Origin of the sequence: Ectorhizobium quercum (genome assembly GCF_026552795.1) — a bacterium.
Classification (GTDB): domain Bacteria; phylum Pseudomonadota; class Alphaproteobacteria; order Rhizobiales; family Rhizobiaceae; genus Ectorhizobium; species Ectorhizobium quercum.
Genome location: NZ_JANFPI010000011.1, coordinates 1 through 12,629, shown reverse-complemented (window position 1 = coordinate 12,629; position 12,629 = coordinate 1). Strand labels below are relative to the sequence as shown.

General features: G+C 63.0%; 13 protein-coding genes. 6 read left to right on the top strand and 7 right to left on the bottom strand.

Annotated elements, in window-relative coordinates:
• Positions 1-111 precede the first annotated feature (111 nt).
• From NOF55_RS21885 to NOF55_RS21875, 3 genes are all read right to left on the bottom strand, one after another.
• Positions 112-1,338 (bottom strand): aminotransferase-like domain-containing protein, encoded by a 1,227-nt coding sequence (locus tag NOF55_RS21885; RefSeq protein ID WP_306413259.1) that lies wholly within the window; start codon positions 1,336-1,338, stop codon positions 112-114.
• Between the two features lie 249 nt (positions 1,339-1,587).
• Positions 1,588-2,607, bottom strand: a complete 1,020-nt coding sequence (ilvC, locus tag NOF55_RS21880; RefSeq protein ID WP_306413258.1) for a ketol-acid reductoisomerase — start codon at positions 2,605-2,607, stop codon at positions 1,588-1,590.
• Positions 2,608-2,696: 89 nt separating this feature from the next.
• Positions 2,697-3,329 (bottom strand): TetR/AcrR family transcriptional regulator C-terminal domain-containing protein, encoded by a 633-nt coding sequence (locus NOF55_RS21875; protein WP_306413335.1) that lies wholly within the window; start codon positions 3,327-3,329, stop codon positions 2,697-2,699.
• A 402-nt stretch (positions 3,330-3,731) separates the two neighbouring features.
• Between NOF55_RS21875 and NOF55_RS21870 the strand changes: the two genes are divergently transcribed.
• Complete coding sequence (locus NOF55_RS21870; RefSeq protein ID WP_306413257.1) at positions 3,732-3,983, top strand: hypothetical protein; 252 nt, start codon at positions 3,732-3,734, stop codon at positions 3,981-3,983.
• Between the two features lie 53 nt (positions 3,984-4,036).
• Here NOF55_RS21870 and NOF55_RS21865 read toward each other — a convergent pair whose 3' ends face one another.
• Entirely contained in the window at positions 4,037-4,501 is a 465-nt protein-coding gene (locus NOF55_RS21865) for an Lrp/AsnC family transcriptional regulator (RefSeq protein WP_306413256.1), read from the bottom strand.
• A gap of 157 nt (positions 4,502-4,658) precedes the next feature.
• Between NOF55_RS21865 and NOF55_RS21860 the strand changes: the two genes are divergently transcribed.
• A complete protein-coding gene (locus NOF55_RS21860; protein WP_306413255.1) occupies positions 4,659-5,372 on the top strand; it encodes an aspartate/glutamate racemase family protein in 714 nt (237 codons plus the stop codon).
• A 173-nt stretch (positions 5,373-5,545) separates the two neighbouring features.
• On the opposite strand, the gene NOF55_RS21855 is transcribed toward NOF55_RS21860, so the two are convergent.
• Positions 5,546-5,938 (bottom strand): winged helix-turn-helix transcriptional regulator, encoded by a 393-nt coding sequence (locus NOF55_RS21855; RefSeq protein WP_306413254.1) that lies wholly within the window; start codon positions 5,936-5,938, stop codon positions 5,546-5,548.
• A 130-nt stretch (positions 5,939-6,068) separates the two neighbouring features.
• On the opposite strand from NOF55_RS21855, the gene NOF55_RS21850 reads away from it, so the two are divergent.
• A complete protein-coding gene (locus tag NOF55_RS21850; RefSeq protein WP_306413334.1) occupies positions 6,069-6,956 on the top strand; it encodes an SDR family oxidoreductase in 888 nt (295 codons plus the stop codon).
• A 73-nt stretch (positions 6,957-7,029) separates the two neighbouring features.
• Here the strand turns inward: NOF55_RS21850 and NOF55_RS21845 are convergent, their stop codons facing one another.
• Positions 7,030-7,782 (bottom strand): pyridoxine 5'-phosphate synthase, encoded by a 753-nt coding sequence (locus NOF55_RS21845; protein WP_306413253.1) that lies wholly within the window; start codon positions 7,780-7,782, stop codon positions 7,030-7,032.
• Between the two features lie 239 nt (positions 7,783-8,021).
• On the opposite strand from NOF55_RS21845, the gene NOF55_RS21840 reads away from it, so the two are divergent.
• Positions 8,022-9,137, top strand: coding sequence for a hypothetical protein (locus NOF55_RS21840; RefSeq protein WP_306413252.1), 1,116 nt, complete (start codon positions 8,022-8,024; stop codon positions 9,135-9,137).
• A 131-nt stretch (positions 9,138-9,268) separates the two neighbouring features.
• Positions 9,269-9,949 carry a MerR family transcriptional regulator gene (locus tag NOF55_RS21835; RefSeq protein ID WP_306413251.1) on the top strand — a complete coding sequence of 227 codons (681 nt, stop codon included), beginning with the start codon at positions 9,269-9,271 and terminating at the stop codon, positions 9,947-9,949.
• 120 nt (positions 9,950-10,069) lie between these two features.
• On the opposite strand, the gene NOF55_RS21830 is transcribed toward NOF55_RS21835, so the two are convergent.
• The gene (locus NOF55_RS21830; protein ID WP_306413250.1) at positions 10,070-11,197 is read right to left on the bottom strand and encodes an ATP-dependent DNA helicase; all 1,128 of its coding nucleotides are present in this window, start codon (positions 11,195-11,197) and stop codon (positions 10,070-10,072) included.
• Between the two features lie 277 nt (positions 11,198-11,474).
• On the opposite strand from NOF55_RS21830, the gene NOF55_RS21825 reads away from it, so the two are divergent.
• Positions 11,475-12,335, top strand: coding sequence for an aldo/keto reductase (locus NOF55_RS21825; protein ID WP_306413249.1), 861 nt, complete (start codon positions 11,475-11,477; stop codon positions 12,333-12,335).
• Positions 12,336-12,629: the final 294 nt, after the last annotated feature.

Sequence of the window (12,629 nt, the reverse complement as noted above, 5' to 3'; positions counted from 1 at the left end):
TTCCGTGAAACGCTCTATCGGCCCGGGAGGACGCAGGAAAGCGGTCTGCCGCGTCTGGTGCCCGGCATGAAGCGGCGGAGCCTCGCCTTCCGGCCGGCCCCGCCCGTCATGTCAGGCAGCGGCCCTGACTTCGCCGGCGATCAGGCGTCCGAGCCGCTTGATGCCTTCGTCGATGGTCGCCTCGTCGGCACAGGAGAAGCTCAGGCGGATGTGGTTGGCGCCGCTGCCGTCGGCGTAGAAGGCCTTGCCGGGAACGAAGGCGACCTTTTCCGTGGCGATGGCCTTGGCCAGCAGCTCTGCCCCGTCCGTGCCCTCCGGCAGGGTGATCCAGATGAACATGCCGCCTTCCGGCCGCGTCCAGTTCGTTCCTTCTGGCATGTAGCGGTCGAGCGCCTGAAGCATGGCGTTGCGCCGGGCGCTGTAGGCCGCCCTGATCTTCGCCACCTGCCGGTCGAATCCGCCGGTGGCCACATGCGCGATGGCGATCTGGTTGATCGTGGACGAGTGCAGGTCGGCCGCCTGCTTCATCAGCACCAGCTTGCGGATGACTGCGGAGTTGGCGACGATCCAGCCAACGCGCAGGCCGGGCGCCAGCGTCTTGGAGAAGCTGCCGCAATAGATGGTGCGGGTGTTCTCGATACCGCCCTTTTCGGCGATTTCCAGCGACAGGATCGGCGGAACCGGCTCGCCGTCGTAGCGCAGGGACTGGTAGGCGGCGTCTTCGATGACCGCGATGTCGAGGTCCTCGGCAAGCGCCAGAACCTTCTCGCGGCCGGCGCGGTCGACGGTCTCGCCCGTCGGATTGGCGAAATCGGCGGACAGATAGGCGAACTTGACCCGCCCGCCCTTCGAAGCCGCGTTATCGCGGTAGGATTCCGGCGTCCGGTTACCGTTCGGCGTCAACTGGTCGTAATTCGGCTCATAGGCGTTGAAGGCCTGAAGCGCGCCGAGATAGGTCGGCCAGGTAACGAGCGCCGTATCGTCCGGCGACAGGAACAGCTTGCCGAGATAGTCGAGCCCCTGCTGCGAACCGGAAACGATGAAGATGTTCTCCGTGCCGCAGGCGACGCCGATCTTCGCCATCTCGCCACACAGCCATTCGCGCAGCGGCAGATAGCCCTCGCTGACGGAATATTGCAGCGCCGAGCCGACCTGTGGACCGGTCATGATGTCGGCATAGGCCGTCTTGAAATCCTCCGCCGGAAACAGCGCCGGATCGGGAATGCCGCCCGCGAAGGAAATGATGTCCGGCTGCTCCAGCAGCTTCAGCAATTCGCGGATTTCAGAGGCGCGCATACGGGTGGAGCGCGTCGCAAAGATGTTTTCCCAGTCGAGCATGGGCGTTTCCTCGGATTTTTTTGAATGCGAGAGATGATCATAGTCAAATCGATAAGTCAACAATACTGACCTATCGGTCGAGAGCTTATAAAAGCCGGGATTTTCGCCCCGGCTTCTGACAATTCGAACCGCCCCTGCAAAAGCCGGAGTGGTGTTCCGCCACCTCTCTTTTCGTCAAATGCTCGGGCTTGGCTCGAGCATCTGTGGACCCTCGGCTCGAAGCCGAGGGTGACGAAAGTGAAGCCGAGATTAATTGACCGTCTTGTCGACGAGCTTGTTCTTGCCGATCCAGGGCATCATGCCGCGCAGCTTCGCGCCGACTTCCTCGATCTGGTGCGCGTCGTTCACGCGGCGAATGCCCTTGAAGCGGGCGGCGCCGGCCTTCCACTCCTGCATCCAGTCGGAGGTGAACTTGCCGGTCTGGATATCGTTGAGGACGCGCTTCATCTCGGCCTTGGTCTCGGCGGTGATGATGCGCGGACCGGTGACGTATTCGCCCCACTCGGCCGTGTTGGAGATCGAGTAGTTCATGTTGGCGATGCCGCCTTCATAGATCAGGTCGACGATCAGCTTCACTTCGTGCAGGCATTCGAAATAGGCCATTTCCGGCGCGTAGCCGGCCTCGACCAGCGTTTCGAAACCGGCGCGGATGAGTTCGACCAGACCGCCGCAGAGAACGACCTGTTCGCCGAAGAGATCGGTTTCGCACTCTTCCTTGAAATTCGTCTCGATGATGCCGGAGCGACCGCCGCCGACGCCCGATGCGTAGGAGAGCGCCAGATCGAGTGCATTGCCGGACGCATTCTGGTGAACGGCGACCAGGCACGGCACGCCGCCGCCCTTCTGGTATTCGCCACGAACCGTGTGGCCGGGACCCTTCGGCGCGATCATGATCACGTCGAGCGTCGACTTCGGCTCGATGAGGCCGAAATGAACGTTCAGGCCGTGGGCGAAGGCGATTGCCGCGCCGTCGCGGATGTGCGGGGCGATCTCACCCTTGTAGATGTCGGCCTGCAATTCGTCCGGCGTCGCCAGCATCAGCAGGTCGCCCCATGCGGCGGCCTCGGCGACGGTCATGACCTTGAAGCCGTCGGCTTCGGCCTTCTTGACCGTCGTGGAACCGGCCTTGAGAGCGATGGCGACGTTGGCGGCGCCCGAATCCTTCAGGTTCAGCGCGTGGGCGCGGCCCTGCGAGCCGTAGCCGACGATGACGACCTTCTTCGACTTGATGAGATTGAGATCGGCATCACGATCGTAATAGACGCGCATTGTTTTATCCTTCCCTTAGGGTTTGATCTTGTCTTCGGTTTCGAACGCCATCCGTCGGCTGCCGACGGGCGGCGGTGTTCACGGCGGCCTCAGGTCGGGCCACCCTCCCCCTCGCCGATATTGCGGCCATAGAGTCTCAGAAATGCGGCGACCGCCTTGCGCGAGCGGCCTTCGAGATCGGCTTCCGCCGGCTCGCCGAGCAGCATGCGCACATGCGAGTCGGAAACGACGAGGCCGTAAAGCGTGCGATAGGCTTCCGCCGCGTCGTCGAAACGCAGGAAGCCGGCCCGGCGGCCCGCCTCCAGAAGCGCCCTGGCGCGCCGGTCGATCTGGCGGCGGCCGCGCTCGAGCAGAAGGACGCCCAGCCTGGACCCGTCGCGGCTCGCCTGCCCGATGGCCAGGCGATTGAGCGCCAGCGACACGTCGCCGGCCAGCACCTGCAACAGATCGCGGGCGAATATCTCGAGATGTTCGCGCAGGTTTTCGGCCGTCAGCCGCTCGCCGTCGCGCTCGAAGGTGCGAACCTTGCTCTGCTGGTAGGAGATCATCGCCGCCAGAAGACCGTCACGATCCCCGAACCACTTGTAGAGGCTTTCCTTCGAACAGTTCGCCGCGCGGGCCACACCGGCCGTCGTCAGCGCCTTCTCGCCACCATCGACGAGCAATTGCAACGCTTCCCCCAGAACAGCGCTCTGACGCGGTGAAAAGTCCTGCATGGGCATCGCATCTTCGGACACGGAACGCTCCTCGTTATCGTACTGTACGGTACGGTTCTTGGGCTCTTATGCCGAAATACGAGGCTTTCGTCAAGCCGGTTTCTCGGGGAAATCCGCCAAGGCACATCGATCTGCGCGCGCGGTAGGCGCCCGGCAGCCTTCCGCAAGGACGCATCGGTGCCACACATCGTTCGCAAAACAGAGACGATCACGACTTCGGCACTGAAGAACGACACAAGCTATTGTTTTAAAATGATAAATTACCTCAAATTTAGTGATGAACAAAAATAATCGTCACTAAATCACATTTTCGCCCCTTGCAAACCGCATCCCGGAGGACCAGATTTCACTCGCTGGCCAGCAATGAATATCGAAAAACCAATTTGCATGAATGTGAGGAAACATCCCATGAAAACGCTTGTTATCGCTGCCGCCCTGGCCTCCACTTTCGCCGCCTCTTCCGCTTTCGCGCTGGAGCCGATCCCGGGCAGCATCACCTATAACGGCCAGCCGGCCACCAAGCTGACCGCCTCGCCGGTCGGCAGCCCGCTAACGCACTCCTTTACCGACCAATTCGGCCGTGACGTCGAAGAGACGTACATCGTCACCGAAAGCCGCGACCTGCAACTCGTCAGCCGCCGTTTCCTCGGCGACAACTGAGGGCAAAGCCCTTTTGACCCGCCCTGCTTCCGCGGGGCGGGCCGAAACGGCGCTCACTCCGCATAGTCCACCGGCACCGACAATCCCGATTTGAGGGTTTCCATCGAAATCGAGGCGGAAACGTCGAACAGTTCCACCTTCTTCACCAGGCGCTTGTAAATGACGTCGTAATGCTCGACGCGCGGCAGCACCAGCTTGAGAATGTAGTCGTAATGCCCCGTCAGGCGGTGCGCCTCGACGATTTCGGCGATATCGGCAATCGCCTTGCGGAAAAGCTCGATCCATTCGTCCGAGTGATGCACCGTCTTCACCAGCGCATAGACCGTCGTCGGCACGCCGATCTTCTCGCGGTCGAGAACGGCGATGCGCCGGGCAATGTAGCCGGTTTCCTCGAGTTTCTGGATACGGCGCGAACAGGCGGAAAGCGAAAGGGCCACCCGATCCGCCAGATCGGCCACGGAGAGGCCCGCATCCTCCTGCAAGGCCATCAGAATCTTGCGGTCGCGTTCGTCCAGCATCTCACATCCTCGATAATCGACGCGTAATATTTGCGCCACATCGCCGGTATGCGCAATTTATTTCGATAACTTCGCGAATGGATGCGCCAATATGCAAACAATCGCGCCCCGTTGCCTGCGATGATTCCGGCCACGTGAAATCGCAAAGGGGAACGAAATGCGCACGATCGGCCTGATTGCTGGAATGAGCTTCGAAAGTTCGGCGGTCTATTACCGCCTGATCAACGAGATGGTGCGCGAGCGCCTCGGCGGCCTCGCTTCGGCGGAAGTGCTGATGCACTCGGTCAATTTCGCCGACATCGTCGCCCTTCAGAAGGCCGGCGACTGGGCGGCCGCCGCCGGACGTCTGGCGAACGCCGGAGCCGGGCTGCACGCCGCCGGCGCCGAATGCCTGCTGATCTGCACCAACACCATGCACCTCGTCGCCGATACGGTTGCGGAAAGCGCACCCGTGCCGCTCCTCAACATCATCGACGAAACCGCCGCCGCCCTTTCCGCCGCCGGACGCCGGCGACCGCTGCTGCTCGCCACGCGCTATACGATGGAGCACGGCTTCTACACCGAACGCATGCGAAGCCGCGGCCTCGACCCGATGGTGCCGGACGAAAACGGCCGCTCGGCGGTCCACTCCATCATCTTCGATGAACTCTGCGCCGGAAAGGTGCTCGATTCGTCGCGCCGGGCACTGATGGCGATCATCGACAAGGCGAAGGCCGAAGGCGCGGACAGCGTCATCCTCGGCTGCACGGAAATCTGCATGATCCTCGACCCGGACACGCTGCAACTGCCGGGCTTCGACTCCACCACGATCCACGCCCGCGCCGCCGTCGAATTCGCCCTCCGCGACGAAACCACCCGCGTCGCCGCCTGAGACGAACGCGGCCCCATTCCGGAGACGGAGCGGCAAGGCATTTGACCTCCCATGCCGGAGTTGACGCGCGGCATGTTCAGTTGGCGCGCCAGACAGAGGCTTTCAGCGTGAGTTACCTTTCCGAGACGCGTCCGCCCATATGAGGGACGTCCTGGCATGAGGTCAGGCTGGCATCAGCCGGCGTCGTAGCGCCTGCGCGCGGCGCGGACGGTCTCGTGATTGCACTCGGCCCAGACGATCAGTTCCCGCAACGGCAGGAGCAGGGAACGCCCGAGCGGCGTCAGCGCATATTCCACGCTCGGCGGCTTGGTCGGGTAGACGGTACGCGCGATGAACCCGTCACGTTCCAGATCGCGCAGCGTCTGCGTCAGCATGCGTTGGGAAATGTCGGCGATCAGCCGCCGCAACGCGCTGAAGCGATAGGGCCGCTCCGACAGTGCCGACAGGATCAGCGTCGACCATTTGCCTCCGATCTGGCTCATTACATCGCGTACGGGACAATTGTCGAAATCGAGCTCCCGCGGCATTTCCAGCCGGATCGTCTCTTGCGGCGCGCGCGCATCCATCGCGGTTCCCTTTCTGTAACCATGAGCCGGAAAGCTGCCTCCTTTACAGCGCCCCGTCAATTCCTAGATTACACTTAGTCTCATTTCGAGAGCTACAAAGGAAGACCTCAGGGTCAGGAAAGGACTTGTTATCATGGGCAGGATTCTCGTCACCGGTGCCGGCGGCAAGCTCGGCGGCCTCGTCGTCAAGCATCTTCTGGAAACCGAGAAGGTTGCCGCGAGCGATATCGTCGCCGCCAGCCGCACCCCCGAAAAGCTGACGGATTTCGCGGCGCAGGGCGTCGAAACCCGCAAGGTCGATTTCAACGACCCGGAAAGCCTGAAGACCGCTTTCGCCGGCATCGACAAGCTGCTCATCGTCTCCACGGATGCGCTCGACGGCGAAGGCACCCGTCTCAGGCAGCACAAGACAGCGATCGCCGCCGCCGGTGCGGCCGGCGTGTCCCGCATTTTCTACACCTCGCTGCCGAATCCGGCCGAGTCCGCCGTCAGCTTCGCTCCCGACCACCTCGGCACGGAAGAAGCCATCAAGGCCAGCGGCCTCGCCTACACCATCTTCCGCAACGACTGGTATCAGGAAAACACCCTGATGGCGCTGCCGCACGCGCTGGCGGGCGGCCAATGGTTCGTCGCTTCCGGCGAAGGCCGCATCCCCTACATCGCCCGGGAAGATTGCGCCCGCGCCATCGCTGCCGGCCTTGCCAGAACGCCGGCCGGAAACACGATCCATACGCTCACGGGCGCCGAGGCGCTCAGCGCTGCGGAAACCGCAGCCATCGTCAGCGAAATCACCGGCAAGCCGCTCGCCGTCGTGCAGATCAGCGACGAACAGCTTGTCGAGGGACTGAAGTCCGCCGGCTTCCCCGAACCGGTCGCCCTCACCCTCGCCTCTTTCGACGTCAACCAGCGCAAAGGGCTTTTCGAGCCGGTCACGGGCGACTTCAAGGAACTGACGGGCCGGGATCCGGTCGCATTCAGGACATTCGTCGCCGAAAACAAGGCCGCATTCCTCGCCTGAGCGCTGGTCTGCACTATAGCTTTACACGGACATGCCCGCCGGCAGGCGGGTATGTCCGCCCGATGGAACCGGCTCAGAGCGGCTGGCCGCAGGCCTTGCGGAAACGGCGCACCGTTTCGGCCATTCCATGAACCAGCGCATCGGCGGTCAGCGCATGGCCGATGGATACTTCCGCGATGAACGGAATGCGCCCGACCAGCATCGGCAGGTTTTCCACCGTCAGGTCATGTCCGGCATTGACGCCGAGACCGAGCGAACGCGCGCGTTCCGCCGTCTGCCCCAGATCCTCGGCTATGCGCCGCGCCTTTTCCGCGTCGCCGTAACAGCCACCATAGGGGCCGGTGTAAAGCTCGATGCGGTCCGCCCCGGTCTCGCGCGCCGCCTCCAGCGCCTCCAGGCTGGCATCGCCTTCGGCGAACAGGGAAACGCGGGCGCCGCCGGCCTTGAGCCGCCCGACGACATCCTTCAGAAGCGCGCGATGGGTGATGAAATCCCAGCCGTGGTCGGACGTTGCCTGTCGCGGGTCGTCTGGCACCAAAGTCACCTGTTCCGGCTGGTTCACCCGGCAAAGCTCGATGAAATCGTCGGACGGATAGCCCTCGACATTGAATTCCGCCTGCGGAAATTCGTCATCGATCAGCGCCCGCAACACCGGCAGGTCGCAGAAGCGGACATGGCGCTGGTCCGGGCGCGGATGCACCGTCAGCCCGGCCGCCCCGGCCTGAAGCGCGATGCGGCCGAGTTCCCGCAGATCCGGCCAGGGCAGATCGCGCCGATTCCGCAGCATGGCGATGGCGTTGACGTTCACGGAAAGTGCGACGGTCATGATATTTTGTCCATATGGTAAAAACAGCCGGGCGGACCCGCAGCGCACACAACGCCAAAACCGCCTTTGTTGCAAGGGGTTCTGCCGGGCGAAGTATGATTCTGGAAAGAATGAATTCACAGAGTTTCCGGCGGTGGATTGCATCTCCTCCACCGCGGTCTATAAACGGGGCGGCGTACCGCACCACACGGTACGCCTCGGAAACGATGATCGGGCCGGGATGGATTTCAGAAGGCACCATGACCCATTCGTTGCACATCGGCGCAGACGCGGTAAAGGCGAGCCTGGAGAAAATCCTCGCCAGCCAGACCTTCGCGCGTTCCGAAAAGCTCCGCAGCTTCCTCGGCTATGTCGTGGAGAAGGAGCAGAACGGCGGTGCGCAGGCATTGAAGGGCTACTGCATCGGCGTGGACGTCTTCGGACGCCCGGAGGAATTCGACCCGTCCAGCGACCCGCTGGTGCGTGTTCAGGCGGGAAAGCTGCGCAAGCTTCTGGACCGTTATTATGAAACCGAGGGGCAGGACGACCTCGTCCGGATCACCATTCCCACCGGCGGCTACGTGCCGCAATACCGGATCAACCGCCGCAAATGTCCGCCTCCGCCTTCGCTGCTGGACCGGATGCCGCCCGAAGAAACCGAACCGGCCAGCGTCGCCGCCCGGCCGCGCCCGCACATACGCACCATGCTCTATGTCGGCGCGACGGCGCTCAATCTCGTTCTTGCCGCCTTCAATATCGGGCATCTCGTCATCCCTCCCCCCGCCGCCTCGGCGCCCCAGCCCTCTCCCAGCATCGAGCTTCCGCGCGTGGTGATCGACGTCGGGGACGCAAGCGAGCAGGCGGCCAGAACGGTCGGCGAGGCCATTCGCCAGGCCGGTGGCACGGAGCCGGCGGTCGAGGTGATGTCGGCGGAGGACGAGCGGCGCTCCGGCGCATCCGCCGACAACCGCCTGAAATTCCGGGTGGCCGTCAAACGCAGCGACACCGCCGGCCGCATCGAGATGAGCCTCGTGCATTCGGCCAGCGGAAACGTCATCTACAAGACCACCCATCTGGTGAACGACGACGTCTCTTCAGGCCGCCTGAAGGCTATCGCGCTCGATCTCGTCTCTACCACCCTGCACGTTTCCGGCGAGATCTACCGCTTCGCCGCCCAGCACGGATTGACCAGCGACCTGATGCAGTGCATGTCGCTCACCGAACTCTACAACAACACCAATGCCCGCCTCGCCTTCATCAACGCGAGCGCCTGCCAGAACAGGCTGGTTCCCGGCAATGGCCCGGGCAGCATCTATTCCAGCCTGCGCATGCTGCGCGACGCCAGCCGCCAGATGCATCCCCGCTCCGACGCCTGAGACCCCAACCGGGCTTCCACCCACGGCCCGGCAGATTCCGACCTGCGACAACTTGGGGGTCTAGGGGGATTTCGAATCGTGCTAACTTGCAGTTGCTTGATATTTCTAATCCGTTGTTTCAAGGAGAGGAAATGGACGACGCAGCCCGGCTGAACGCAGACAGGACTTCCGAGCCGAAAGCATTGCATTCGGCCCGCAAGATGCCGCAGATCGGCCTGCCGGACCGGCTTCCGCCCGAACCGCTCACCATTGCCGACATGGCGGAGCTTTTCGGCGTCACCCATCGCACGCTTCACTTCTACGAGGAAAAGGGATTGATCTCGTCCGAGCGGGCCGGCGCCATGCGTGTCTACGGCCACGACGACGTGACCCGCATGGCGGTCGTCAGCGCCTGCCGCGAAGGGGGAATGCCGGTCGCCGTCATTCAGGACATGCTGGGTGCGATGGACGAGGCCGCCACGCCGGAACAGGCGGATGCGATCTTTCGCGATACGCTCGTGTCCTGCAAGCGCGAGCTGACAGCGGGAATTTCGACCATACGCCGCCAGATGCAGCAGATCGAAAACCTGCTCAATCAGGTCGTGCCGGACCACCCGGCCGCGGATGAAACGCACCCGGCATTGACCGAGCGCGAGATACAATGCCTGAAGATGATGGCGGACGGCCTCAGCATCGAGCGTATCGCCGCCGCCTTCGCCATCACGCCGCTCGAGGCGGACGCCCTCGAAAAGGACGTGATCGCCCGCCTGGGCGCGGCGAACCGCTCCCAGTCCATCGCCAAGGCGCTGATCGCCGGCCTGATTTCAGATTAGAGCAATTCCAGCAAAAGCGGGAACCCGTTCTGCGTCCGGAATTGCGTGAAAACAAAGAGATAGAGCATTGAAGGTAATGCCGTTTTCACCGCAGATGCTTTATGCGGGCAGGAAACCCGGTCACTGGACGATGGTCAGCGTTTCCGCCGCCCGCGTCACCGCCGTATAGAGCCAGCGCTCCCGCGAATCCCTGAAAGCGAAGCTCTCGTCGAACAGCACGACATTGTTCCACTGCGAACCCTGGGCCTTGTGGACGGTCAGGGCATAGCCATAGTCGAACTCATCGTAGCGCCGCCGGGTCTGCCAGGGAATTTCCGTCTCCACATCCTCGAACGCCGCCTTGAGCAGCTTGATCTTCGCCGAGCCGCGCTCCATGTCGTCGTCTTCCGGGCGGATCAGCAGGTTGATGCCGGGCTTGATCGTTTCCTTCGAGGAACTCATGACCTGCCAGAGGGAACCGTTCAGCAGGCCCTTGGACGGATCGTTGCGCAGGCAGACGAGCTTGTCGCCGGATTGCGGATAGGCGGCGGTGAAGCCCTTCAGCTCGCGGAGCCGCTGGTTGTAGCGCCGCCGGGTGCGGTTGGTGCCGACGAGAACCTGATCGGCCTCCAGAACGAGATCCTGCGTCACGTCGCGCTTCGCGATAACCTTCGCCTTGCCGTAATCGCCGTAGTCGAGGCCATGCCCTTCCCGAACCCGCATGGCAAGCTGGATGATCGGATTGTCCTGCGCCTGCCTGTGAATCTCGGTCAGCAGGAAATCCGGCTCATGATCGGTAAAGAACCCGCCGCCGGAAACCGGCGGCAACTGCCCCGGATCGCCCAGCACGAGGATCGGCCGGCCGAAGCTCATCAGGTCCCGGCCGAGGGCCTCGTCCACCATCGAGCATTCGTCGATCACGATCAGCGCCGCCTTGGCCAGCGGGCTCTGCCGGTTGATCGAGAACATCGGCGCCACGGATGTCTTGCCCGTCACCTCGTCCTCGACCTCCTCCTCCCCCTTCGGACGGTAGATCAGGGAGTGGATCGTGCGCGCGTTCGAGGCACCGCGCGAGCGCAGAACCTGCGCCGCCTTGCCGGTGAAGGCGGCGAACAGCACGTCGCCGTCGACATGCTCGGCGAAATATTTCGCAAGCGTCGTCTTGCCGGTTCCGGCATAGCCGAAAAGCCGGAAGACCGGTGAGCGGCCTTCCTTCAGCCAGCGCGACACGGCCTTCAGCGCTTCATCCTGTTGCGGTGCGAATTGCATGGGAAGGGTTTGGCAGGATTCGAGCGGAAACCGCAACCGAAAAAGAACGAAAGAAGATCAAAATCGCATATCGTCCACCCGATCCGCCCGCCGGAGTGTTGCGACAGGCCGAAAGCGCCGCGCGTCACTCTCCCGCCCGGTTCGTATGCCCTTCTCACATCGGCGGCAGAGGCCTAAGTTGGAGGACGTGAAAATCCTGATTCCCGGTTCCCCGCAGCGTCCGGCTTTACACGACCCCGTCCGCGCGACGCGGCTCTTTTGCAAGAAGGGAAACGCCATGACCGACACGACCGGTTTCGACCCCGTCCCGACCGTGACCCTGCCGGACGGACGCGACGTGCCGGCCCTTGGGCTCGGCACCTGGGGAATGGGAGAGGACGCCGCCCATGCCCCTGCCGAAACGGCAAGCCTTCGCCACGGGCTGGACCTCGGCATGACGCTGATCGACACCGCCGAGATGTATGCCGATGGCGGCGCGGAGATCGTCACCGGCCGGGCGATGGCCGGCCGCCGTGACGAGGTCTTTCTGGTGTCCAAGGTCTATCCCTGGAATGCCTCCTTCAAGGGCACGCTCGCCGCCTGCGAGCGCAGCCTCCGGCGCCTGGATACCGACCGCATCGATCTCTACCTGCTCCACTGGCGCGGCGAACATCCGCTCGGCGAAACCGTCCGCGCCTTCGAATGGCTGAAGAAGGAAGGCCATATCGGCGCCTGGGGCGTTTCGAATTTCGATACCGACGACATGAAGGAACTGCTGGACGTGCCGGACGGCGGCAACTGCGCGGCAAACCAAGTCCTCTACAACCTGTCGCGCCGGGGCATCGAATACGACCTTCTGCCCTTCTGCCAGCAGAACGGCATCGCGGTGATGGCCTATTCGCCGATCGAACAGGGGCGCATTCTCCGGCATCCGGCGCTGGCCTCCCTCGCTGCGGAAAAGAACGCCACCCCGGCCCAGATCGCGCTTGCCTTCCTTCTGGAACGCGAGGGCGTGATCGCCATCCCGAAAAGCGCGAACCAGAGCCGCGTCGAGGAAAACCGCGCCGCCACGGATATCGATCTGAGCGACGACGACCTCGCCGTTCTGGACCATGCCTTCCCGCCGCCGACGCGGAAGACTCCGCTGGAAATGCTTTGAATTTCAATCACTTGAAAGCGTTTCCGGAATCGGATGAATCAAGATATGAAGAAGGCGCGGATCGCGCTGTGCCTCTGATCGGCGTTAAACTGCTCGCCCCTCTCTTTCGTCATGCTCGGGCTCGACCCGAGCATCCAGCGGCACCCGCCGCATGGACCCTCGGGTCAAGCCCGAGCAACTGTGTCGTTGGTTGTCAAGGCTGGAATGTCCGGTTGTCCCTGAGGAGGGCGTTAAGTGCGACGAGCAGGCGTCTTGCGATGGCGATGATCACCAGCTTTGCCGGCTTTCCCCTGT